The organism is Cohaesibacter gelatinilyticus (genome assembly GCF_900215605.1).
Lineage (GTDB): Bacteria > Pseudomonadota > Alphaproteobacteria > Rhizobiales > Cohaesibacteraceae > Cohaesibacter > Cohaesibacter gelatinilyticus.
In genome coordinates this window covers 223,144-247,471 of sequence record NZ_OBEL01000006.1, presented here as the reverse complement: position 1 = coordinate 247,471, position 24,328 = coordinate 223,144, and the positions used below count along the sequence as shown (strand labels likewise).

Here is a 24,328-nt window from a genome sequence, read left to right as displayed (position 1 = left end):
AATAGATAAATGAACCATATCCTGCACGACCATCTAACGTTCCCAATAGGGCTTCAAGGCATCCTTCATATGTTGAGTGAAGCGCTCCGCCGCCGGAGACAAAGACCGGTTTCGACGGGTGATCAGGCCAAGTTCTCGAAACAAAGGCGGGTTCAAAAGGGTTCGGAAGACCACATCTTGCTCAATTGGGTTCACTGACATTTGCGGCAAGGCGGCAATGCCGAGATTGGTTTTCAGCAACGACAAGACGGTGGCAATATTGGAAACCTCGATCCAGGGTGCAGAAATATTTTCCGGCACATCTTTCAATGTATCCAGAATGGGGCGAATGCCGGTATCAGCTGCAAAGGATATATAGGGATAGTCTGCCAGTTCTTGCCATTTCAAAGGCCCGCTGCCCTGTGATAAAGGATGGCTCTTATGGGCCACCACACCAAATGGATCACGAATAAGAGGCTCAAAATCCAGTGCCTCGGTCGGGTCCGGTCGCCCGGCAACTCCCAAATCCACTTCTCCGCTCAATACACGCTCTCTTACGCCAGAAGAATTATCGTCACGCAGCGACAGACGGATATTGGGAAAGGCCGCAAAAAAGCTCTCAATGGTTCTGGGCAATACATTGGTCGCAACCGATGGTAGAACCGATACGGCGACATGCCCCTGCGCGCCATCGACCATGGCTTGAAAGTCATGCAGGGTCTGGTCCAGCTCTCCCAATACTCGTTCGATACTTGGTAAAAAGGTCTCGCTGGCCTTGGTCAGGCGTAAAACCTTTGTCGATCGGTCAAACAGGCGCACATTCAGTGTTTCTTCCAACTGCTTGATGGCCGTGGTAACAGCAGGCTGTGACATATCCAAAAGCTCTGCGGCACGTGTGAAAGACCTTTCACGTGAGACTGCCACAAAGGCACGAAGGTGATGCAGTGAAACTTTCATTTGGTTTCCATGATACGCCAGACACGATTTTGTATTTGTTGCGATTGTGTTTGGCTTGGAGTTCTCATTTAGGCTGTTTTTGTTGTGAAAGCCAAGCGACTTTTCCTGGAACCGTTAGTCTACCTGCCCAGATGGAACTGAATGTGTGGCAGCTTGATATGATCCTCGAAGCGGTGATTTTGTTCAAAACAGAGGCGTCATTTTTATTATTATTGTTCTTTTATCAGCGGGATTGATCAATCAATTCAAAGAAACTGTTTGTCTCCCATTCCTTGAATGGTTTATGACAGGAGCAGACTGGGGCATGCCCCTTAGGACCAGATGACCGTATGAGCTTCTGGTGGTAACAAAATCCGGTTGCCCGGAAGCTGCTTGATATATCCCACAAGGATCAGGAAATGCCAGACTATCGTTCCAAGACTTCGACCCATGGCCGCAATATGGCTGGTGCCCGCGCTCTTTGGCGTGCGACCGGTATGGAAAACAAGGATTTCGGCAAGCCAATTATTGCTGTTTGCAACTCCTTCACCCAGTTCGTACCGGGCCATGTGCATCTGAAAGATCTTGGTCAGATGGTGGCGCGTGAGATCGAAGCTGCAGGTGGTATCGCCAAGGAAATGAATACCATTGCTGTGGATGATGGCATTGCGATGGGCCATGACGGCATGCTCTATTCTCTGCCGTCTCGTGAAATCATCGCCGATAGCGTGGAATATATGGCCAATGCTCATTGCGCTGATGCTCTGGTTTGTATTTCCAACTGCGACAAGATCACGCCGGGCATGTTGATGGCTGCCATGCGCCTCAATATTCCTGCAATTTTTGTTTCTGGTGGCCCGATGGAAGCTGGTCGTGCCGAAGGCATTGATCACGGGTTGGATTTGGTGGATGCCATCGTCATGGGGACCGATCCTCAAGTCTCTGACGAAATGGTGCAGAAGGTGGAAGAAGCAGCTTGCCCGACTTGTGGTTCCTGCTCAGGCATGTTCACCGCGAACTCCATGAATTGTCTGGCTGAAGCCCTTGGCTTCGCTCTACCGGGCAATGGCACCGTTGTTGCGACCCATGCGGATCGTAAAGAATTGTTCCTTGAAGCAGCGCGTACCGCCGTTGATATGTGCAAGCGCTATTACAGGGAAGACGATGAAAGCGTATTGCCACGCAATGTTGCCAACTTCAAGGCGTTTGAAAATGCCATGACACTGGACATTGCAATGGGTGGCTCCACCAATACCGTGCTGCATATTCTGGCCATCGCACGTGAAGGTGAAATCGACTTCACCATGTCAGATATCGATCGCCTTTCCCGCTCGGTTCCATCCGTTTGTAAGCTGGCACCAATGACGCAGAAATATCATATCGAGAATTGCCATCGTGCTGGTGGTATCATGGGTATTCTGGGTGAGTTGGATCGTGCTGGCCTTATTCATCGCGATTGTTCTACCGTTCATCTGCCAACTATTGGTGATGCTATCGATACTTTCGATATCATGCGGAATCCGTCTGATGCGGTGAAAACGCTTTATAGTGCGGCACCCGGCGGTGTCCGCACCACTGAGGCTTTTTCTCAGGCCAAGCGCTATAAAGAACTGGATACCGACCGTGCTGATGGCTGTATCCGTAATAAGGAAAATGCCTATAGTCAGGATGGTGGTCTGGCGGTTCTCTTTGGCAACATCGCCAAGGATGGATGTATCGTGAAGACTGCAGGTGTGGATGAGAGCATTTTGAAATTCTCCGGTCCTGCGCGTATTTTTGAGAGTCAGGACAGTGCCGTGAAAGGTATCACCGGTGGCGACATCAAATCTGGTGACGTGGTTTTGATCCGATATGAAGGTCCTCGCGGTGGTCCGGGCATGCAGGAAATGCTCTATCCAACCTCCTATCTGAAAGCCATGGGTCTGGGTAAGGAATGTGCACTGATCACTGATGGTCGCTTCTCAGGTGGTACCTCTGGTCTTTCCATTGGTCATGTTTCTCCAGAGGCTGCCTCTGGGGGTGCCATCGGTCTGGTGGAAGAGGGCGATATGATTCATATCGATATTCCAAACCGTAAGATTGACGTTGAAGTATCTGATGAGGTTATGGCAGAGCGCCGTGCTGTGATGAATGCCAAAGGTCGTGATGGCTGGAAGCCGGTTGAGCATCGCACTCGCATTGTGTCCCGCTCTCTGGAAGCCTTCGGCCTGATGGCTACTTCCGCCGATAAAGGTGCTGTGCGTGATCTGACCGGTTTGACCCGTGTCGAAGAGTAGGTTGCTCCGGCAGTATTGAATGAAAACCCGGCCTCAAATGAGCGCCGGGTTTTTTTGTTGGTTGATTGACACTACCAGCGGCGGGCTTTGTCATAGCATTCTGCGCGGCTGCCGGTTGATCGTGCCTGGCGGACCTTGTCGCCCATATTATAGAGCAGGCAGGCGCTTATTCTCTTTGCGGTGTTTATGTATTCGCCGGGGCCATGTTTCTTGTTATCCCGGAAATAGCCGGTATAGGATGCTCCCGAGGCATATCTCAGTACAGCTTCGCCATTGAGCTTGCCATTTTTCCAGCTGCCCACATATCGGTTGCCACTGCTATATCTTTTTTCCCCGCGTCCATGTGGTTTCCCATTTCTCCAGGCGCCATCATAGACGTTGCCGTTGGAATATGTCATGCGGCCAATCGTGCGCTTGTTGTTCTGCATGGTTCCTTCATAACGGGCTCCGCTTGAGTAAGTGCATTTGAAATACCCATTCATCTTGCCTCCTTCAAAGCGGCCATAGCATTTACTGCCACTGGCATAGAACCGGGTACCCAGGCCATGCGGTCTACCATTGCTGAACATGCCTTTATGAACATTACCGCTGTTGAAGCGCAGGGTGCCTTGGCCGTTGGGCTTTTTGATCCGACCTTTCTTGGTGTTGTAGATCCCAACCTGGCCTTCATAAACTGCATTGTTATAGCGCAAAGTGTCGGCCTGAGAATGAGCAGAGAAGAGTATGCCTGACAGCAATGCTGTCAGTTTGATAATGTGAGGCAGCGACGTCATGTCTAAATCCTGATTGATGTCCAACGGGGTTTTGAGTTTTGTGCGTTGATTGGAGAGGGTGTTGAGGACAAAGTGTTGATGTGAAGCGTCAGTCAAACAAGAGGTATAGATGTACTAACTCTTGAAGCCAGTTTGAAAGCAGGAAGGACATTCGTGTGGTGCAAATTGGGCTTCCACATCAGCTTGTGATAGGATCAATTCATGCGTTTATATCTATATATTGCCATCTTCTTGTCCGGCCTGTTGGGCCAATCGGTTTTGCCAGCGTATGCTGGGCATGAACATCTATATTCTGCGACCACCATAATCACCGGGCAGGACAATCTGCCCGAACGCAAGCGTGGTATGGTGGAATGCCTGAAGATGGTCGTGGCCAAGGCGAGTGGTAATCGTTTGGTTCTTACCAATCCCGAAGTGCTGGATGCTTTGCAACGAGTCGAGGAGTATGTTGCCAGTTTTTCCTATCTTGATCGAAAGGAAGGCATACAGATTTCTGATGAACAGGGAACGAGGGATCGCTCATTCGAATTTACGGTTCTCTTTGATGAGAAGAAGATCAATACGTTACTTGCAAAGGCAGGAACTGCGCCCTGGTTGAAAACACGACCTGAAATTCTGATCTTGCTGAATGTCTGGGACGGTCAGGCGGACTATCTGGTCACCGAGACATCCGAACGTGGCTGGGGGCAACGTGAGGTTATTTTCTCCCTGCGTAATAGAACTGCGCTTTCCCTGATTATTCCCAGATCCGATGCGATGCCGATTGAGACCGAGGCCAAAACAATATTGACAGGCCGTATGTCGGTCAACAAGGAGGGATATTGGGTTTCTGATTGGAAGCTGAGTGATGCCGATAACAAGCAAAGTTGGATATCACCAATTGGAACCTTTGATAAGGTGATTGCTCATGCCATCTGGAAGAGCGTTGACTTGCTGGCAAAGGAAAATCGTTAGAGCATTTTGAATGAATATTCGGTCATTCAGAACTTTCAAATTATTGTTTATAAAAATATTTTTCCGAAAGACGCATATATTTGTGTGCGGTTTTCATGCCTATCCTACCGGAACCATTTTGATCCGATAGAGATCTTGATGATGCTCGCCCAATGCCGGGTGAATGGTGTCGTTGGCATATATGAGCTTGCCATCCATTCTGATGCTGGCTGAAATAGCATAAACGTGACCCGACTTCTGGTCCTCGGGGTTGAAATGGATCGTGAATGGAACAGGAACCTGACCGGCTGGGTCAACAATGACCTTGCCCAGTATTTTGGCAGGGGCGTCCTGCAATGAGATGTCCAGCAATTGTGCTTCCATGATTGCATTTTTGGGTAATGCTATCCGTTCCAGATAGAATGCTTCGCCTTTGATCGTGGCTTTGCCTGCGTAAGCAGTAGAAGCGGGCAGGGCGGCAGAAGCGAGTGTCAGGAATTTGATGGCCTGACGACGGGTCATGGCATGTGTCACTATTTTTCTTTCAATGAGTTCGGTTTCAGAATGCTAATGCTTTCTCTCTGAAAGTAACATGAACACAGATTGTGGTGATTTTTTCAGGCAAGGGAAATTTGACAGCCATTTTCTATGCTGCCAAGAGAGCTTTGTTATCAGCCTGCAATTGGCTGCGGGAGTCTTGTTTATTTTTTGGACATGCTTTTATAATTGGTAAAGAGCATGGCGATAAGCTTTTGCAAGACAAGCTGATTATCCTTTGATCTGAAACAGGTGTTCATGCATTGAATAAGCGATCCAGAATAAAAACACCTTTTTTCGTCACGGCACTTTCTGTTGTTGTGTCACTGTTGGTGACTTCTGTGATGATGAATACGCTAATGGATCGACCTGATCGAGTTGGTTATCTTATTGCTTTCATTGTGCCCTTGTTCATCGCCTTTCCTGTTAGCTATTACATTCAGGGCAAGCGACTTGAATTTGCTGATATGCATGATGAATTGCACCTTGCTCACGAGACCTTGAAACATATTTCGCAATTTGATGATCTGACTCAGACCTATAATCGAGCAACATTTTATCAACTCGTTCGCAAGAGCGAAGAAGCTTCCGCCTCCAAAGCATTGCTTATGGTGGACGTCGATCATTTCAAACAGATCAATGATTGTCACGGCCACAAGGCGGGAGATGAGGCCTTGGTCCTTATCGTGAATGCGATGAAAAGCGTTTTGCGCAAGAGAGACATTGTTGGCCGAATGGGGGGTGAAGAATTTTGTATCTATTGCCCTGGTATTGCCAGAGAGCAAAGCCTTCGGGTGGCGGAGCGGATTCGAGAAGCTGTTGCTGCCGTTGATTTTGAACCTTCACCAGAGATTGTTCATCGATTGTCGGTGAGTATTGGAGTGGTATCCGTCGATGCCAAGTTTGATATGGATGGATTTGACCAGCTGGTGCAGGCGGCAGATCACTACATGTATCAAGCTAAAGAAAACGGGCGTGATCGGGTGATGGGCGGCTCTTTGTAGAAAAAGCCGCATATCTGTTTGTACTCAGATTTGAGTTTACCCTTCGGCGCTGACCAGTTCACGTGTTTTCATGAAAATGATGTCCGGATTGCGCTCTTTGGTATAATCCAGCTCCCACTGGCTCTTTGCCAGAAAGACCGGGCTTCCTTCACGGTCATGCACCACATTGCCTGCATTTGCGGAGATGAAAGTCTTCAGCTTGGCGTCATCCTCGCATTTCAACCAGACGGCCATATTGAAAGTCAAAGGCTCGAAGTCGATTTCGACGCCATATTCCGCCTTGGCACGGGACTTCAGAACATCGAGCTGAAGGATGCCGACGAGACCAATGATCCAGTTGGAACCAATATTGGGCTTGAAGACCTGTGTGAGACCTTCCTCGGCCAGATCCTCCAAAGCGCGGCGGAGTTGTTTTACTTTGGTCGTGTCTGGCAGGCGAACACGGCGCAGAATTTCCGGAGCAAAAGCCGGAAGGCCGGTGAATTGCAGATTTTCGCCTTCGGTAAAGGTGTCGCCAACGCGAATGGTGCCGTGGTTCGGAATGCCAATTACATCACCAGGTCCTGCACCATGGACCACCTCGCGATCCTGCGCGAAGAACATGATTGGGCTATGAACCATCACGTCCTTGTTTGTGCGGACCTGACGCAGTTTCATGCCTCGTTTGAAATCACCAGAGCAAATACGCATGAAGGCCACGCGGTCACGGTGATTGGAGTCCATATTGGCTTGTACTTTGAAGACAAAGCCGGAAACCTTTTTCTCGTCAGGTGTCACCGTGCGAATGGTTGATGGAGCCGAACGTGGCATTGGCGCGATCTCAGCGATCAAATCAAGTAGGGCAGTCGGTCCGTAATCTTTCAGTGCGGAGCCGAAGATGACCGGAGACAGATGGCCTTCCTGGTAGCTTTCCAGATCGAATTCCGAATAGCCTATAGAAGCTAATTCCATCATCTCCCGGGCTTCTTCCAGCAGTTGACCATCGACCAGCTCATCGAGTTTTTCATCGTCAAAGCCAGTCGTTTCGACAATCTTGTCGAATGCCTCGCCTCGTGTCTCGGAAGTATAATAATCGCCATTGGTGATGTTGAAGCAGCCATGGAAATTGGAACCGGTGCCGATGGGTAACACCATTGGCGAAAGGTCCAGGGCCAGTGTTTCCTGGATTTCATCCAGCAGCTCGAAAGTGTCCTTGGCTTCGCGATCACACTTGTTGACCAATGTGATGATTGGAATATCGCGCAGCCGGCAAACCTCGAATAATTTTCGGGTCTGAGCCTCGATACCTTTGGAGGCATCGATGACCATGATGGCGCTGTCAACGGCGGTGAGTGTGCGATAGGTATCTTCTGAGAAGTCTTCGTGGCCCGGTGTATCAAGCAGGTTGAAGATCAGATCTTTATGCTCGAACGTCATGACCGATGAGGTAACCGAAATACCACGTTCCTGTTCAATCTTCATCCAGTCAGATTTGGCACGGCGTTTTTCGCCTCGGGCCTTCACTTGCCCGGCCATCCGAATGGCCCCACCGAAATAGAGCAGCTTTTCTGTCAGGGTGGTTTTACCCGCATCGGGGTGCGAGATGATTGCAAAAGTGCGGCGCTTTTCATGACTTGCGGGCATATCAGTCTTTCATGTCTCTTGACGGAATGGCGATCCGCGTTTGCGCGGTCACAAAGCGATCAGCCAAAATCAGGTTGGGCGGACCATAGGCGAGAGTGAGTGCAATTTCCAGAGAAAAGCTGGACTGAAATCAATTTGCGAGCCGGATTTTCGTCGATCAATTCCAGTATTGGCAGGATAGCATGATACCTGACTGATTATTGCTCCTCGTGCGGAATTGAAAAGATCTCTTCGACTGGTCGTTGCATGAGTTTCGCTATCTTCAGAGCAAGAGCAAGAGAGGGCGCATAGCGCCCATTCTCTATTGCAATGATGGTTTGTCGTGAGACATCGAGGGCGTCTGCAAGTTCCTGCTGGGTCATCTTGGGTGGAGATTTTCGCAAGAGGCGCAGATTGTTTGTAATCTTGCTCTCTGTCATGACAGTTTTGATGCGATTGCTGCTGTGATGAATCGAGTAAGGGCGGCGATGATCAGAATGGAAGCCAATGCAAAAATCAAGCCTTCGGGTTTGAGGAGTGAAAAGTTACCGATGAGATTGGGGCCATAAGCTGTTTCCCAAAGGATTGCGACAATCAAAGTCGAAATACAGCCATCCAGCACATAGTAGCTATATTTTTCAGCGCGGTTTTCAATAGATATCTCACGCTCATCAAGGGGGTCTCTAGCCTTTGTCTTTTTTGACCAGAGGGTGGTTGATGCGAGAACCAAGCCGATGGTTGCAGCAGCCAGAATCAGGCCCAATGATATGGCCATTTGGCGGGTTTCAAGCTCGGCAAGGTTGTTGCCATTCCAAAATTGTATGGTCAGCGCCGCCCAGGCACTGAGAAGCAGTGCCGTGGCAGTCCAGGAAAAGCGTTCATAACGGGACATAACAATCTCCAAAATGTAAAGCACCCTTTACATAATGTGAATTGATAAAAAAGTAAAGCGCCCTTTACATTTTGTTGTTTAGCTTTCTCCGAGCTCTTCTTGCATGATTTCCAGCTCCAGCCATTTCTCTTCGGCTTTTTCCAGCAATTCTTCTTGGGCTTCCAGTGCTTTTGCAGCCTTGTTGAAGGTTTCGGGATCTTTGGTGAAAAGATCGGGGTCTTCCAATCGTTTGCGCAAGCGATCAATCTTACCTTGAATTTCTTCCATCTTGATCGGTAAGGTTTCCAGCAGATGTTTGTCTTTGAAAGTCAGCGCTTTGCGTTGTTTTAGCTCTTCCTCTTTTGAGCTATGGCTTTCTTTGACAGGCTTGGTTTTGGCGGTGGCCTTTCTGGCTTCTACACCTGTGCCTCGTTGGGCAACCATGTCGGAATAACCTCCGGCATATTCAATCCATTTTCCGTCACCTTCTGCAAAAAGCGTAGAGGTGACAATGCGATCGAGGAAGTCGCGATCATGGCTGACCAGAATGACTGTGCCTGAATAGTCGTTGATGACTTCCTGCAGCAGGTCCAAGGTTTCCAGATCCAGGTCGTTGGTTGGTTCGTCAAGGACCAAGATATTTGATGGCTTTGCGAGGGCACGGGCCAACATCAGACGGCCGCGTTCACCGCCGGATAATACTCCGATTGGGCTTCTGGCCTGTTCCGGACGGAAGAGAAAATCCTTCATGTAGGAGACAACGTGCCGCGAAGTATCGCCCACCTGAATCATGTCACCACCATGAGAAGTGAGGGCTTCTTTCAAGGTCCAATCCGGATTCAGGCTTTCACGTTTCTGATCCAGCGTCATCATTTGCAAATTGGTACCCAGTTTGATTGTGCCGCTGTCAGGTTCCAGTCCGCCTGTGAGCAAGTTGATAAGCGTAGATTTTCCTGCACCATTGGGGCCAACGATGCCAATACGATCACCACGCAGAATTTCCATGGAGAAATCCTTGACGATATTCCGCCCTTCATAGGCCTTGCTGATTTCCTTGGCCTTGACTACTGACTTGCCGGATGTCTCGCCTTCCGAGGCTGCCATCTTGACGTCGCCCTGAGGTCGGTTCTGTGCCATTTGTTGTTTCTTGTGACGCAGAGTATGCAGTTCTCCAAGGCGACGGACATTGCGTTTGCGGCGTGCAGTAACGCCATAACGGATCCAGTCTTCTTCTGCGAGGATTTTTTGTTTGAGCTTTTGCTCCTCAACTTCTTCCTGCGCAAAAATCTCATCTCTCCAGGCTTCAAAATGAGCAAAACCTCTACTGCTGCGGCGAGCTGTGCCACGGTCGATCCAGACGGTCGTGCGGGTCAGATTTTCAAGAAAGCGGCGGTCATGGCTGATGATGACTTTGGCTGAGCGAATTTGCCTCAGTTCACTTTCCAGCCATTCGATGGCGGGAAGGTCCAGATGGTTGGTTGGTTCGTCCAGTAGCAGAATGTCGGGTTCGGGTGCCAGAACACGTGCAAGGGCAGCGCGGCGGGCCTCGCCACCTGAAATGTCTGATGGATTTTCGTGCCCCGTAAGACCAAGTTCTTCCAGCAAATATTGGGCGCGGTAGTGGGCATCGCCTTCAGTCAGGCCATCTTCCACATAGGCAAGGGTGGTTTCATAGGCTGATAAGTCCGGTTCTTGCGGCAGGTAGCGCAATGTGGTGCCTGGTTGAAAGAAACGTTCTCCCTTGTCGGGTTCCACGATATTTGCTGCAATTTTCAAAAGTGTGGACTTGCCAGATCCATTGCGGCCTACCAGTGCAATTGCGTCACTCTCATGCACTGCCAGCTCGGTTCCGCCAAGGAGAGACTGGCCGCCAATGGTCAGATGTGTATCTTGCAAATGAAGCAGAGGAGGGGCCATGGACGTGCTTGCCTTCTAGTCTTGGAACATGTCGATAAGACATTGGATGTGGCAAGGCTTACCCAAGCTGGAGAAGACTTTCAAGTGGCGGGAAATTATCTTTGTTTCAGATTTGCAGGCAGAAATCAGGAAGCTTGTTCGTTTTGTTCCGGTTGCTCTTCTTGGCTCTCATCTGACGATTTTGCCAGATTGGTGATATGGCCCGCCAGTGACAAGACTTTGGAAAGCGGATCCTCTTGCTGTTTGTTCTGTTTGTTGTCGTCCAGAATGGCGGCAATTTTGGAAGGCTCTGCTTCCTGCTTCATGGCCGCAACAGTTACTTGGGCCGCAATCTTTTTCATTTCCTCGCGTAATTGATGTTCGGACGGTGTCAAAGGACTTTCAGATTGAGCAGGGGACTGGTTTTTGCTGAGTTCGTCATATTTGTCGTGCAATTCCTTGAGCGTCGATTGCAGAGTGTTGATTTGCTTGTTCAGACGAATATTGTCAGCTTCAAGGGCCTTGCGAACAGCTTCTCGGGAATTCTCGTCATCAGCATTATCGCCCTGATTTGACAATTGTAATGTCAGGCTTGAGATCTTTGCTTCCGCTTCCACACGCCGTGCCTCTGTTTCAGCCAAACGAGCCTGATCATCTGATGATGAATTGTTACGAGCACCTTGAAGGCGCTTAACGCGCTGCTTCAATGTTGCGATTTCGCTGTCTTTGTCGGCAGCTTCCGACTGAAGTTGGTTGAGTTTCTCGTCCAGAGTATCAAGGCGCTCTTTGATGCGATCAAAATCAGAGTTTTTCTGGCTCAGGCGGGATTCGACTTCTTTTCTGCTATCGGTCTCGGTTTTGAGTGCCTGGTTTAGTTCTGAAATCTCACCACGTGCAGCCTCGATGCGTGCCAATTGGGCAACCAGTTCCACTTTCTGTTCACTTTGCTCGGTCTCGAAATGCAGGATATCAGTTTCAAGATCGGTCTTGATCTGTTCAAGCTCTGCAATCCGCTCCCTGGCTTGCGCGACCGAAGTGCGCGATTGTTCCAGCTGGCCTGCCTGATGCAGATAGTCATCGCCTTTGTTGGCAAGGGAGTTTTCCAGATCTGAAATGATTTTCTGATGATCCGTGATTGAGCTATTACGCTCTTCAATTGTTTGCTTGAGACGGTCAATTTTGATGCTGTTAAGGGTAAGCTGCTCGCGCTGGGATTCCACGGAGACTTCCAGTCGACGCTGGGTGATGGCCTGCTCGGCCCGCTGCATATCTTTTTCTGCCTGCAATTCACTGTAGCTGATCGGTATCTCGCCCAATACACGCTTTTCGGTGAGACGAACCGCACGGCGCCAGATCATGGGAACGACTACCAGCATCATCAAAATGGCGATGATGAAACCCAGCAAGATATATAAAGCAGATTCAATCAAGGGAAATGACCACCTATACCCGTATGCACCCGATAACAAGTGCTTAATCGATCCGAACCGAATCTTATCTTTGGTTTTACCAGTAGAGTGGACAAGGTGGAATAGTTAATCACTATTAACTATTCATTTTTTGGTCTTTTTTAGGGGAAAGACCGACAGTAATTTCTAATCAAAATACATTGTCTGCGAAACAAAAACCCCGTCAACAGATTGCTGACGGGGCTGAAACTGCATTCAAAGAGCAGGTTGGATCAGAACGGGTTCCAGGTCGGACGTTGACTGAATTTCAGATAACCGACATTGACGCCAAGCCTGGCCCCGACGCCTGAGCGGACAGGAACCACCAGAATTCCATTGTTGCCAAGGACGGTCAGACCAAAACCACCAACCAGATAGGCAGAGCCGTTGAAGCCGATATAACGACGATAGATGGCGCTGGTATCGGGCAGGTGATAGACAAGCATCATGGTGCGATTGCCGTCTCCACCAAAGTCCCAACCAATGGAAGGGCCTTGCCAGAAGACCTTGTGTTCACCCATGTTTTTGGTATAGAGCGTCCCCTCGCCATAGCGCAGGCCCGCTACAATGGCAGCGCTTCCTTCTTCACCGAGAATATAGCCGTTGGGTAGGCCATATTTGGCGAACGACCTTTCCAGAACAGAGGCAAGGCCACCGGAGACAGACCCAAAGAATCGTTGGCCAGCATCCAGTATTTCTGCATTCGAGTAGAAATTGTCATTTGGATTGATGTCATTTGCCTGTGCGCGGGCAGATGTGCTCAGCATTGTTGCCGAGATCACATACAGCATGGCTGCGATGAACAGGGTGGAGAAATATGCGCCAAACGTGCGGTGCTGAAACAGGGTCATGTTCGGTGTCCTTTGCAGGAAAAATTGCCATGGCGGGTGGATTCGAGCGAAGTTCGGAGCCGACAATATTTTGTTTACCATATCTTATGGATGGCTCTTTTTTCTTAACAGAATCCTTATTTCGACCAGTCTAGGGTTGATTATGATGAAAAAATGATATTCGGCGGACCAGAAGGAAGTTTCTTGTGGGCAGAGGAATATGACAACCGGAATTGGTTGGCTGTAAGGAAGAGTGGCATGAAGGCGATGCGAGGATCGTGGAGCAAGACTGGGCAATCGGTCCTGTTGATGATGAAGAAGGGCTTGTCAATTTGCCTGATGGTGTTCGTCTGTATTGCTGTTGATCTTTCTATCAATGTCAATGATGTAGAGGCATCGGTGCAATCGCGACGCGTTGTGATCGATCCGAATAGCGGACTTGCTATATGGGGTTATGACCCGGTGGCTTATCATACCGATCAAAAAGCAGTGAAAGGCAAACATGATTATGAGTTTGTCTGGAACAATGTGAGTTGGGTTTTCGCATCACAGGCCAATCTTGAAGTCTTCAAGGCAGATCCCGATCTTTATGCGCCACAATTTGGTGGGCATGGAGCTTTGGCCATGGCACGGGGTTACTTGTCTGCTTCCAACCCGAAGGTTTGGGCTCTTTATAAAGACAGGCTTTATCTTTTTTATTCTTTTCCAGCTCGGGCAGCCTGGGCCCAGGCACTGGAACAGCATATTCAACGTGGAATAGCCAGCTGGCAAAAGTTGGAACCCACTCTTACACGCTGATATAAAGGCATTCCTTTCCTTTTAGGGAGAGTAAGTCTGCCAAAACATCACTACTTTACATTATTTCATATGGTTTCTTGCCCAGTTTGAGTGGGCAAGATCAGTGAACCCTTGGCAGATGCCGCGTGGATGGTTAATTCTCATTAAGAGAGAGTGGTATTGATTCGTAAGAGTGAATGAATACCAAAGACATGAATCCAACCAGTTGAGGATGTAATGACTGCCAAGGACACCCTTTCCTCCATGGATCTGGCTGCTTTGCTCTGTAGCCGGGTTTGCCACGACATCATTAGCCCGGTTGGGGCGATTACAAATGGCCTTGAAGTGCTTGAAGAGGATAATGGCGAGGATATGCGTGCCTTTGCCATGGAGCTGATTACCAAGTCGGCTCATACCGCTTCGGCCAAGCTCCAGTTTGCGCGTCTTGCATTTGGTGCCGCCGGATCTGCTGGCGCTGAAATCGATACTGGCGATGCGGAAAAAGTTGCCAGTAATTTCATGGCAGGAGAAAAGGCTGACATGGAATGGGAAGGGACACGTGTCCTGATGCCCAAGAATCTGGTCAAGTTGCTTCTTAACCTTGTGCTAATCGGAACTTCAACAATTCCTCGGGGAGGTACCATTAAGGTTAAGCATGATGGGGACGCCCGTTACCCTACTTTCCTGTTGGTTTGCGAGGGTCGGAATGCACGTATTCCGGCAAGTCTTGATCGCCTGTTGCGTGGTAAACCTGCTGATGATCACGGCATCGATGCCCATGCCATTCAGCCTTATTATACCGGGCTCCTGGCGCGAGAAAGCAAGATGGATCTGTCGTTTGACTGGACTGACGACACAATTACCATTGAGGCCAAGCCGGTTTACATACCGCCTGCAAGCGAAATGATTGGTGTTGCAATCCCAGGTGAAGATGCTTGAATGAGTAACTAAGTATTTTCCCTAATTTATATGGTAAAATAATCAATAGGGTTATTGATAGGTTGACGTAAAAGCTGACAATTATTGTGGTTTGCTTCAGCCTATCTTAACCACTTGGTCCGACACTGAGGGGGAACAGCCGCGTGAAGTGGCAGGATTCCGCCAATTGTCAGGGTATGGATCATGGATGATTTGTTACGTGAATTTATCGAAGAAACCAATGAAAGCTTGGATGTCGTTGATGTAGAGCTTGTCAAGTTTGAACAAGAACCGAACAACGCTCAGATCCTCGATAACATTTTTCGACTGGTTCATACCATTAAAGGGACCTGTGGTTTTCTGGGCCTTCCTCGCCTGGAAAGTCTGGCTCACGCCGCAGAGACCTTGATGGGAAAGTTCCGCGATGGGGCCCCCGTCACCGAAGAGTCGGTTTCCATTATTCTGAAGTCGCTTGATCGCATTAAAGAGATCATGTCCGAGCTTGAAGCAACCGAAAGTGAGCCGGAAGGATCGGATGAAGACCTCATCGATCATCTGGACCGGCTGGCTGGCATTGGCAAATATGCCGGGCAAGCCGGTGCTGCCGAAGCGGATGCACCCAGTGCGGAAACCCCTGACGAACCCGTCGCTGAAGCATCGGAACCGGAAAGTTCTGAATCTGATGATGATAAGCCCGCCGAGGTTTATCAGGTTCTTGAGCGTGAACTCAAGGCAGGTGAAGTCTCGTTGGATGATCTGGAGCGTGCTTTCCGTGACGCTGATGGTCCCGAGGACTTTGATGTTGAGGCTAATGCTAAAGCGGCAGCTGAAGAGGCTGTAGCGGCCGCGGCCGCACAGAAGCGCTCTGGTGCCAAGCCGGTTGCGAAGAAGGAGCCAGTCAAGCCTGCGCCGAAAAAAGAACCAGAGGCGAAAGCTGCTGACAAAGAGACCAAATCTGTTGCCAATCAGTCCATTCGCGTGAATGTCGAGACGCTTGAGCATCTGATGACCATGGTTTCCGAGCTGGTTCTGACCCGTAATCAGTTGCTTGAAATTGTTCGCCGTCATGAAGATTCAGAATTCAAGGTGCCACTGCAACGCTTGTCCAATGTGACAGTTGAATTGCAGGAAGGCGTCATGAAGACCCGAATGCAGCCAATTGGCAATGCCTGGCAGAAATTGCCTCGTATCGTGCGCGATTTGGCCAATGATCTGGGCAAGCAGATTGATCTGGTCATGGTTGGTCAGGATACCGAGCTTGATCGCCAGGTACTGGAACTGATCAAGGACCCACTGACCCATATGGTGCGTAACTCGGCTGACCATGGGCTTGAAATGCCTGATGAGCGTGTTGCGATGGGCAAGCAAGCAAAAGGAACTGTCAAGTTATCTGCGTATCATGAAGGTGGTCACATCATCATTGATATTGAAGATGATGGTCGTGGTCTGAATACCGAAAAGATCAAGGAAAAAATTCTCAAGAATGAATTGGCGACCGAAGCCGAGCTTGAGAAAATGAGCGAGCAGCAGATCAACAAATTCATCTTTGCTGCGGGTTTCTCCACTGCCGAGAAAGTGACCAACGTGTCTGGTCGTGGTGTAGGCATGGATGTTGTTCGCAACAATATTGAAGTGATCGGTGGTTCTGTCGATCTGAAATCAACTGCAGGCAAGGGATCTGTCTTCTCGATCAAGATCCCGCTGACCCTGGCTATTGTTTCCAGTCTGCTGGTGGAAGCTTCTGGCGATCGCTTCGCTATCCCACAACTATCCGTTGTTGAACTGGTACGCGTTCAGAACAATTCCGAACATAAGATTGAACGTATCAAGGATACGCCTGTCCTTCGTTTGCGTAACAAGTTGCTGCCTCTTATTCATCTGTCCAATCTGCTGGGTATTGAAGAGAAGCGCGATGAGGAGATTGAACTGGATGATAATGGCTTCATCATTGTCATGCAGGTTGGCCCGCAAATCTTTGGTGTTGTGGTCGATGCCGTCTTCCATACCGAGGAAATCGTGGTCAAACCAATGGCGTCCATGTTGCGCAATCTGACCCTGTTCTCCGGCAATACCATTTTGGGTGACGGTAGTGTGATCATGATTTTGGATCCGAATGGTGTGGCTCAGGCCTTTGGTAGCCATGTTGGAACCGATATGTCTCAGGAAGTGGAAGAAGAAGAGAAAGCTTCCTTGCCGGAAGAAGAGAACAACAAGGTTTCCCTGCTTATCTTCCGTGCAGGCTCTGCCGAACCAAAAGCTGTACCGTTATCTTTGGTTACGCGTCTTGAGGAATTTGAAATCGACAAGATCGAATATTCCAATGGACGAGATATGGTTCAATATCGAGGCAGCCTGATGCCGTTGGTTCAGGTCAATAACTATATCGAGCGGAAGACCGAAGGCTCGCAGCCGATGTTGGTCTTCTCTGATGCAGGCCGCTCAATGGGGCTTGTGGTTGATGAGATCGTCGATATTGTTGACGAACATCTGGATATCGAGGTTTCCTCCGAGGTTCCTGGCATTTTGGGAACTGCGGTCATCAAAGGTAAAGCAACCGAGATTATCGATGTTGGTCACTTCCTGCCACAAGCATTTGAAGACTGGTTCCATCGCAAGGAACTGGACGAGGTGGCCTTGGTCAAGAAATTGCTGTTTGTTGATGACAGCTCCTTCTTCCGTAATATGCTTGGTCCGGTGCTGAAAGCTGCAGGTTATCAGGTTACTATCTGCTCCTCCGCTCAAGACGGATTGGCTGTATTGGAGCGTGACCCTGGTTATGAGATCGTGGTCAGCGATATCGAAATGCCCGAGATGAACGGTTTCGAATTCTGCGAGGCCATTCGACGTAATCCTGCGACGCGGGATATTCCGATCATTGCATTGTCGTCCCTGTGTACACCACAGGCTATCGAGCGCGGTCGTCGGGCTGGCTTCAACGACTATGTAGCGAAATTTGACCGTCCTGGGCTGATTGCATCGCTCAAGGAACAGAATGTTGAGCTGGGAGTAGCAGCATGAATGATCATACCAACAAAGAGCTGGATGGTGAAAACCTGGATGAAACCATTCAGTATGTAACCATCTATATCTGTGATCAGTTGTTCGGATTGCAGATAAGCCGCGTTCATGATGTTTTTGTTCCGGAATCCATGACACGGGTGCCGCTTTCCAGACCGGAAGTGGCCGGGGTACTCAACCTGAGGGGACGTATCGTTACAGCAATTGACATGCGTCGCCGGCTGGGACTGAAACCATTGGAAAACGTAGAGAATCTGATGGCGATCGGGATCGAATTCAAGGAAGAATCCTATGGTTTGATCATCGATAGCGTCGGGGAAGTTCTGGATCTTTCAGAGAGTTCCAAGGAATCCGTTCCATCCAATCTGGATCCTCGTTGGGCCGATATTGCGGCGGGTGTACATCGGCTGGATAGTAATCTGATGGTTATTCTCGATGTTGATCGTGTACTGGGCGATATGGTGGAAAAAATTAGTGTAGCTGCTTAAAGCGATCAGTCGGGATAGGAGTGAAGTAATGAAGAAATGTCTCGTTGTTGATGATTCCAGTGTGATCCGCAAGGTAGCAAGGCGCATTCTGGAAGATCTTGAGTTTGAGATTACAGAAGCCGAAGACGGCCAGGTCGCACTGGATAGCTGTGTTGACCAGATGCCTGATGCGGTTCTGTTGGACTGGAACATGCCTGTCATGGATGGTCTGGATTTTCTGGTTGAATTGCGCAAGCTGGATGGAGGAGATGATCCAAAGGTGATCTTCTGCACCACAGAGAATGACGTGGCTCATATTGCCAAAGCCATTCGCGCCGGAGCCAACGAATATATCATGAAACCTTTTGATCGTGAGATTGTTGAAGCGAAATTCCAGGAAGTTGGCCTGATCTAGGACTTTATATATTTCCAAGCCAGAGAGAGATTGAATGGGTCTTATGTCTGCAAATGCTGCTGCGGCTTCTTCGGCTGCGCGCCAGATTAAAGTGATGGTTGTAGACGATTCTGTCGTTATCCGGGGGTTGATAGGCCGCTGGATCAATGAAGATCCCGATCTACTACTGGTGAATTCACATCGCAATGGGCGTCTTGCGGTAGAGGATATTGCCAAGTCCAAGCCGGACATTGTTATTCTCGATATCGAGATGCCGGATATGGATGGTCTTACAGCACTTCCTTTGTTGCTTAAAACCTACCCTGCGACCAAAGTTATCATGGCTTCGACGCTGACGCGTCGCAATGCTGAAATCAGCTTGAAGGCGCTGTCGCTGGGTGCTGCGGACTATGTTCCAAAGCCGGAAAGCAATAGCCAGATTACCACTTCGACTGATTTTCGTCGCGAGCTCCTCAATAAGGTCAAAGGACTTGGCGGAATGCCACAACGGCCTGCACCGGGAGCAGGTGGATTTCGTGCCTCCCGACCAGCCGGAGCAACTGCGCCACAGCCCGCGCCGCGTCCAGGCGCCATGCGCGCCGAGACGGCCACAGCAGCAGGTGGTGCACGCCCGGTAGCCGCTGCGGCTGCTGCAGCTCGTGGTGCTGGAGGGATCGCCTTGCGATCCTTTGGCAGCGCCCGTCCAAGAGCTTTGTTGATTGGCAGTTCCACTGGCGGGCCTCAGGCTCTTGAAAAACTGCTTGGTGAAATCGGACCTCAAATGTCTGGTGTTCCGATACTGATCACGCAGCATATGCCAGTCACATTTACCGCAATTTTGGCTGACCATCTGGCGAGGGCTTCAGGCTCTCCGTCCGCAGAAGCGCAACATGGGGAAGTGGTCAAGGCCGGACAAATTTATGTAGCTCCGGGCGGAAAGCATATGGTGCTGGCAAAGCAGGCGGGACAGGTCGTTGTTCAGCTGAATGATGAACCTCCGGTGAATTTCTGCAAACCTGCTGTTGATCCATTTTTTGAAAGTGCTGCCAAGGTTTATGGAGCTGCATCCCTTGGAGTGATCCTGACCGGTATGGGCCATGATGGTGCTGCAGGAGCGCAGCATATTGTTGACGCCGGAGGCAGCATTATTGCTCAGGACGAGGCTTCCAGCGTTGTATGGGGCATGCCTGGGGCAGCCGCGCAGGCCGGGGTTTGTGCCGCAGTTCTGCCACTTGCGCAAATTGGCTCAAAAGTTACACGTATATTTAGAGGGGAACGGCAATGACACCACAAGAATATGCCTACCTTCAGAGCTTCCTTAAACAGAAGTCAGGGCTGGTACTGTCAAACGATAAGCAATATCTGATTGAAAGCCGCTTGATGCCTATCGCGCGTAAGGCGGGTTTGCAGACCATATCGGATTTGATTGCCAAATTGAAAACGCCGTCAGAGAAGGGATTGCAAAATCAGGTGGTCGAGGCGATGACTACCAATGAGTCCTTCTTCTTTCGTGATAAGACGCCGTTTGACCATTTCACCGAGACGATCCTACCCCATATGACGGCCAATCGTCCGGGTAAGAAAATCCGTATCTGGTGCGCAGCAGCCTCTACCGGGCAGGAACCTTATTCCCTTGCCATGTGTATCAAGGAAAATGCTTCCAAGCTGAATGGTGCGCGCTTCGAGATTATCGGGACAGATCTGTCCAACGAAGTTCTGGAAAAGGCCAAGGTCGGCTATTACAGCCAGTTTGAAGTGCAGCGTGGTCTGCCAGTGCAGTTCTTGCTGAAATATTTTACCCAACATGGTGAGATGTGGCAGGTTAATCCTGATATCCGCTCGATGGTGACTTATAAGCCATATAATCTGTTGGATAGCTTTACCGCTCTTGGTCAGTTTGATGTGGTCTTCTGTCGCAACGTTCTGATTTATTTTGATCAGACTACCAAGTCTGACATCATGAACCGCATTTCCAAACAGATGCCGGATGATGGCTATCTGGTGCTTGGTGCCGCAGAGACTGTGGTTGGTTTGAGCAATGAGTTCAAATCTGTTCCAGGCAAACGCGGACTGTATAGCACCGCTCGTGCTGCTGCTGCTGCGAAGCCTGCGTTGAATGCCGTTGCTGCTGGTGGGGGGATGCGTCCTTCTGCTGCAGTTGGTGGGACACGTGCGGCTGTCGGTACGGGAGCTACACGTCCAGGTGCTGCCAGTGCGGGATCTGCTGCTGGCGGACTGTCTCGACCTGGCATAACCAAACCAGCAACCAGTGGTTTAGGATCCAGTGGCGCCAGCCGTCTGGGAACATCTCGTCCCGGATCAACTGGATCATCCGGCTCAACCACTCGGCCTTCGGGCGCTGGATCGCGGTTTACCAGCTTGAAAAAATAATGGATCTTACTACAACGATATGATCAGGGCGTCTGGGGTTCTCAGGCGCCTTTTTGCTTTGCTGGTATGGCCGATTTAGCGGATTGCGTTCAGGTGATTTATTGCGAATGCGCGATTGTGATGAGATGATTGGTTGGTCGACCAAAGCCGTTCTCACGATTGTTGAACGACTGAAAAAGATTTTCACTTCATGTTTTGAAGCGAGTCCTTATCTGAAAAGTGCGTCAACTTTTCCAAAATACTCGATTATCATCACCAAAGTATTGTGTGCCTTCCTGGAGAAAGTTGGCAAAGCAAAACCCGCCATGCGAGCAAGGCGGGTTGCAATCTCGTGAGGGAACCAGGAACTTCAGGCGAAGTCAGGCGCTTTCTTTCAAGCCCTCTTCATCCGGTTCGCGCAGCACATAACCACGGCCCCAGACAGTCTCGATATAATTTCGACCACCGGTAGCTGTTGCCAGTTTCTTGCGCAATTTACAGATGAATACATCGATGATTTTCAGCTCTGGCTCGTCCATGCCACCATATAAATGGTTGAGGAACATTTCCTTTGTAAGGGTCGTACCCTTGCGCAGGCTGAGCAATTCCAGCATCTGATATTCCTTGCCGGTCAGATGCACGCGCTGACTGTTGACTTCAACAGTTTTGGTATCCAGATTGACGGTCAGTTCGCCGGTCGTGATCACGGATTGTGCATGGCCTTTGGAGCGGCGCACAATTGCGTGAATACGAGCAACCAATTCGTCTTTGTGGAATGGTTTGGTCATATAGTCGTCGGCACCAAAGCCGAGGCCACGGACCTTGTCTTCGATTCCGGCCAGACCGGACAGAATCAAAATTGGAGTTTTCACCTTTGAGACGCGTAACGTTCGCAGCACCTCGTAACCGGACATGTCCGGCAGGTTCAAATCCAGAAGTATAATGTCATAATCGTACAACTTGCCAAGATCGATGCCTTCTTCACCAAGGTCGGTGGTGTAGACATTGAAACTTTCGGACTTGAGCATCAACTCGATGCTCTGTGCCGTGGCGCTGTCGTCCTCAATTAGCAAAACTCGCATGCCAATCCCCTCATCTTGCCTTTCCTGGGCTTGGAGCAACCTGACTTTCTGCAGGTGCTAAGGACCAAATCACATCCCAGTAAAAAAGCTAATGCATAATGGTTAACAAATCCTGATTCCATCATGCAAGCCTTGTCTGAAACTTTACCAAAAAAAAGTGGTATCTATTTGAATACTAGGTAAAATTTTCCTAGTACGCGACTTAAAGTTTCACTTTAAGAAAGTCTGCTAAGTGACTCTCTTGACTCGGCAACATATTAAGCATTTCAACTGGGCAAAATTTACCTTTATGAATCCTATGGATTTATAATTAACCATACGGGTAAACGAATCGTTACGATGGGACAGAATCAGTAAAGGTTTGGCAATGGTGCAGGATTTAATTGGAAAGCTTGAAGATGTAACACCGCGCCATTCTTACGGGCGTGTTTCCTCAATTCAGGGGCATCTGGTTGAAGTTGTTGGCCCTTTGTTTGAGATGAGTGTGGGGTCGATGGTATCGATCAAGAGTCGCGACCATGATCCCATCCTGTGTGAAGTTGTGGGTTTTGCCAATGACAAGGCCCTTTGTTTGCCGTTTTCGGAGCTCGAGGGCATCCGAATGGGATGCCGGGCCGATTTGTTACCTGCAGCGAGCATACGTCCGACTAAAGGATGGTTGGGCCGTGTTGTTAACGCTTTTGGTGATCCAATCGATGGTAAAGGTCCACTCCCACGTGGCCATGTAACGATGCCTTTGCGTGCCAAACCTCCTGCTGCGCATGCCCGAACCCGAGTTGGCAGGCCCATGGATTTGGGTGTGCGGGCCATTAACTCTTTCATCACGCTCTGCCAGGGACAACGTATGGGCATCTTCGCCGGGTCTGGTGTTGGCAAGTCAGTGCTTCTTTCCATGCTGGCTCGAAATGCCTCATCGGATGTGAATGTCATTGGTCTGATTGGTGAACGTGGTCGCGAGGTGCAGGAATTTATCGAAGATGATCTGGGGGAGGAGGGCCTGGCTCGATCCGTTGTTGTTGTTGCGACTTCCGATGAAATGGCGTTGATGCGACGTCAGGCTGCTTATCTGACGCTGGCTTTGGCGGAGTATTTTCGCGGTGAGGGCAAACAGGTTTTGTGCATGATGGATTCAGTTACAAGATTTGCACAGGCTCAACGTGAAATTGGTTTGGCGGCTGGAGAGCCACCTACTTCCAAGGGATATACGCCCACAGTATTTGCAGAATTGCCGAAATTATTGGAAAGAGCGGGTCCTGGGCTAAAAAAAGAGGGATCTGTTACGGGACTTTTTACTGTTTTAGTGGAAGGTGATAATCACAACGAGCCAGTTGCTGACGCTGTAAGGGGCATTTTGGATGGCCACATCGTCATGGAACGGCAAATTGCGGAGCGGGGAAGATATCCGGCGATAAGTATTTTGAAATCAGTTTCGCGTACACTCCCCAAAGCTGCTGACCCGGCCTATTGGCCAAGCGTATTAAAGGCGAAGCAGTACATGGCGACTTTTTCGGATATGGAAGAGCTTATCCGATTGGGAGCCTATAAAAAGGGAAGCGACCCCGAGGTCGATTTGGCGATTGCCCTGCATGAGCCGCTGGAAGCTTACTTGACCCAGTATAAGGGAGAGGCGACCAGCTTGCATGAAGGTTATGAGTTGCTGAATGGGATTGTCGGGGAGCATTTGAACAGGGAAGATTCGGGGCTTTAAGGAGTATTGAGTAATGAAGTCACGTGACAGTCTTATCCGCCTAAAACGTTTTCAGGTGGATGATAAGCGCCGTCAGGTCGGTCAGATCGAATTGATGGTCACCGAGTTCCAGACGATGATCAAGGATCTGGACGATCAGATCGCCTTTGAAGAAGAAAAAGCTGGCATTAATGATGTGGCTCACTTTGCCTATCCTACGTTTGCCAAGGCAGCGATCCAGCGAAAAGAGAATTTGCAGGTTTCTATCGACGATCTCAACGAGCAGTTGGAACGCGCGCAGGATCAATTGCGCGAAGCCATCGGAGACTTGAAGAAAGTCGAGAAACTGGAAGAGCGAGATCAGGCACGCGATCGTGCTGCTCAGGAAGAAACCGAACAGGCTGAGTTGGACGATTTCAGTATGATCGGCCGACATCGTCGCGGCTGATAGCTCATATTTGAGGATTGGCCTGTCTTGTGACCGAGAGGCTTATCCGTGACAGATTGCTAGAGAACTGCAGATCTGTTTT

22 protein-coding genes and 1 pseudogene are annotated in these 24,328 nt (G+C 49.6%); 13 read left to right on the top strand and 10 right to left on the bottom strand.

What is annotated here, in order from left to right; all coding sequences use genetic code 11:
- Window positions 1–33: 33 nt before the first annotated feature.
- The gene (locus tag CRO57_RS20715; protein ID WP_097155410.1) at window positions 34–936 is read right to left on the bottom strand and encodes a LysR family transcriptional regulator; all 903 of its coding nucleotides are present in this window, start codon (window positions 934–936) and stop codon (window positions 34–36) included.
- Between CRO57_RS20715 and CRO57_RS24425 the strand changes: the two genes are divergently transcribed.
- Window positions 924–1,172, top strand: a complete 249-nt coding sequence (locus CRO57_RS24425) for a hypothetical protein (protein ID WP_141401297.1) — start codon at window positions 924–926, stop codon at window positions 1,170–1,172. The genes CRO57_RS20715 and CRO57_RS24425 overlap by 13 nt on opposite strands.
- Window positions 1,173–1,334: 162 nt before the next feature.
- On the top strand, window positions 1,335–3,191 hold the full coding sequence (ilvD, locus tag CRO57_RS20710; protein ID WP_097155409.1) for a dihydroxy-acid dehydratase: 1,857 nt from the start codon (window positions 1,335–1,337) through the stop codon (window positions 3,189–3,191).
- A 71-nt stretch (window positions 3,192–3,262) separates the two neighbouring features.
- Here ilvD and CRO57_RS20705 read toward each other — a convergent pair whose 3' ends face one another.
- Complete coding sequence (locus CRO57_RS20705; protein ID WP_097155408.1) at window positions 3,263–3,964, bottom strand: MORN repeat-containing protein; 702 nt, start codon at window positions 3,962–3,964, stop codon at window positions 3,263–3,265.
- 201 nt (window positions 3,965–4,165) lie between these two features.
- On the opposite strand from CRO57_RS20705, the gene CRO57_RS20700 reads away from it, so the two are divergent.
- The gene (locus CRO57_RS20700) at window positions 4,166–4,918 is read left to right on the top strand and encodes a DUF2066 domain-containing protein (RefSeq protein ID WP_097155407.1); all 753 of its coding nucleotides are present in this window, start codon (window positions 4,166–4,168) and stop codon (window positions 4,916–4,918) included.
- Window positions 4,919–5,017: 99 nt separating this feature from the next.
- Here the strand turns inward: CRO57_RS20700 and CRO57_RS20695 are convergent, their stop codons facing one another.
- Window positions 5,018–5,419 (bottom strand): YbaY family lipoprotein, encoded by a 402-nt coding sequence (locus CRO57_RS20695; protein WP_097155406.1) that lies wholly within the window; start codon window positions 5,417–5,419, stop codon window positions 5,018–5,020.
- A gap of 359 nt (window positions 5,420–5,778) precedes the next feature.
- Between CRO57_RS20695 and CRO57_RS20690 the strand changes: the two genes are divergently transcribed.
- Window positions 5,779–6,438, top strand: a complete 660-nt coding sequence (locus tag CRO57_RS20690) for a GGDEF domain-containing protein (RefSeq protein WP_141401296.1) — start codon at window positions 5,779–5,781, stop codon at window positions 6,436–6,438.
- Window positions 6,439–6,474: 36 nt separating this feature from the next.
- Here the strand turns inward: CRO57_RS20690 and CRO57_RS20685 are convergent, their stop codons facing one another.
- The 6 genes from CRO57_RS20685 to CRO57_RS20660 all read right to left on the bottom strand — a co-directional run bounded on the left by CRO57_RS20685 (window position 6,475) and on the right by CRO57_RS20660 (window position 13,106).
- Window positions 6,475–8,061 carry a peptide chain release factor 3 gene (locus CRO57_RS20685; protein WP_097155404.1) on the bottom strand — a complete coding sequence of 529 codons (1,587 nt, stop codon included), beginning with the start codon at window positions 8,059–8,061 and terminating at the stop codon, window positions 6,475–6,477.
- A gap of 197 nt (window positions 8,062–8,258) precedes the next feature.
- Window positions 8,259–8,480 carry a helix-turn-helix transcriptional regulator gene (locus CRO57_RS20680; RefSeq protein WP_097155403.1) on the bottom strand — a complete coding sequence of 74 codons (222 nt, stop codon included), beginning with the start codon at window positions 8,478–8,480 and terminating at the stop codon, window positions 8,259–8,261.
- The gene (locus tag CRO57_RS20675) at window positions 8,477–8,932 is read right to left on the bottom strand and encodes a hypothetical protein (RefSeq protein WP_097155402.1); all 456 of its coding nucleotides are present in this window, start codon (window positions 8,930–8,932) and stop codon (window positions 8,477–8,479) included. Before CRO57_RS20675 ends, CRO57_RS20680 begins: the two co-directional genes overlap by 4 nt.
- 78 nt (window positions 8,933–9,010) lie before the next feature.
- Window positions 9,011–10,828 carry an ABC-F family ATP-binding cassette domain-containing protein gene (locus CRO57_RS20670; protein ID WP_097155401.1) on the bottom strand — a complete coding sequence of 606 codons (1,818 nt, stop codon included), beginning with the start codon at window positions 10,826–10,828 and terminating at the stop codon, window positions 9,011–9,013.
- 125 nt (window positions 10,829–10,953) lie between these two features.
- Window positions 10,954–12,237 (bottom strand): coiled-coil domain-containing protein, encoded by a 1,284-nt coding sequence (locus tag CRO57_RS20665; RefSeq protein WP_097155400.1) that lies wholly within the window; start codon window positions 12,235–12,237, stop codon window positions 10,954–10,956.
- A 251-nt stretch (window positions 12,238–12,488) separates the two neighbouring features.
- Entirely contained in the window at window positions 12,489–13,106 is a 618-nt protein-coding gene (locus CRO57_RS20660) for a DUF1134 domain-containing protein (RefSeq protein WP_425291293.1), read from the bottom strand.
- 237 nt (window positions 13,107–13,343) lie between these two features.
- Between CRO57_RS20660 and CRO57_RS20655 the strand changes: the two genes are divergently transcribed.
- From CRO57_RS20655 to CRO57_RS20625, 7 genes and pseudogenes are all read left to right on the top strand, one after another.
- Window positions 13,344–13,883 (top strand): YHS domain-containing (seleno)protein, encoded by a 540-nt coding sequence (locus CRO57_RS20655; RefSeq protein WP_141401295.1) that lies wholly within the window; start codon window positions 13,344–13,346, stop codon window positions 13,881–13,883.
- A gap of 216 nt (window positions 13,884–14,099) precedes the next feature.
- Window positions 14,100–14,801: a histidine phosphotransferase ChpT gene (gene chpT, locus CRO57_RS20650; RefSeq protein ID WP_097155398.1), complete on the top strand. Its 702-nt coding sequence runs from the start codon at window positions 14,100–14,102 to the stop codon at window positions 14,799–14,801.
- 183 nt (window positions 14,802–14,984) lie between these two features.
- Window positions 14,985–17,798: a hybrid sensor histidine kinase/response regulator gene (locus CRO57_RS20645; protein WP_097155397.1), complete on the top strand. Its 2,814-nt coding sequence runs from the start codon at window positions 14,985–14,987 to the stop codon at window positions 17,796–17,798.
- Window positions 17,795–18,286, top strand: a complete 492-nt coding sequence (locus tag CRO57_RS20640) for a chemotaxis protein CheW (RefSeq protein ID WP_097155396.1) — start codon at window positions 17,795–17,797, stop codon at window positions 18,284–18,286. Before CRO57_RS20645 ends, CRO57_RS20640 begins: the two co-directional genes overlap by 4 nt.
- 28 nt (window positions 18,287–18,314) lie before the next feature.
- Window positions 18,315–18,680, top strand: a complete 366-nt coding sequence (locus CRO57_RS20635) for a response regulator (protein WP_097155395.1) — start codon at window positions 18,315–18,317, stop codon at window positions 18,678–18,680.
- A 34-nt stretch (window positions 18,681–18,714) separates the two neighbouring features.
- On the top strand, window positions 18,715–19,944 hold the full coding sequence (locus CRO57_RS20630) for a protein-glutamate methylesterase/protein-glutamine glutaminase (RefSeq protein WP_097155394.1): 1,230 nt from the start codon (window positions 18,715–18,717) through the stop codon (window positions 19,942–19,944).
- Window positions 19,941–20,786: pseudogene (locus tag CRO57_RS20625) on the top strand (CheR family methyltransferase); the annotation flags it as partial. The gene CRO57_RS20630 and the pseudogene CRO57_RS20625, both read left to right, overlap by 4 nt.
- A gap of 623 nt (window positions 20,787–21,409) precedes the next feature.
- Here CRO57_RS20625 and ctrA read toward each other — a convergent pair.
- Entirely contained in the window at window positions 21,410–22,111 is a 702-nt protein-coding gene (gene ctrA, locus CRO57_RS20615; protein ID WP_097155391.1) for a response regulator transcription factor CtrA, read from the bottom strand.
- A gap of 370 nt (window positions 22,112–22,481) precedes the next feature.
- Here ctrA and fliI point away from each other — a divergent pair, with 370 nt between their 5' ends.
- Together fliI and fliJ are read left to right on the top strand one after the other, a co-directional pair.
- Window positions 22,482–23,819 (top strand): flagellar protein export ATPase FliI, encoded by a 1,338-nt coding sequence (fliI, locus tag CRO57_RS20610; protein ID WP_097155495.1) that lies wholly within the window; start codon window positions 22,482–22,484, stop codon window positions 23,817–23,819.
- Window positions 23,820–23,832: 13 nt separating this feature from the next.
- A complete protein-coding gene (gene fliJ / locus CRO57_RS20605; RefSeq protein WP_097155390.1) occupies window positions 23,833–24,246 on the top strand; it encodes a flagellar export protein FliJ in 414 nt (137 codons plus the stop codon).
- The last annotated feature ends 82 nt before the right edge of the window (window positions 24,247–24,328 follow it).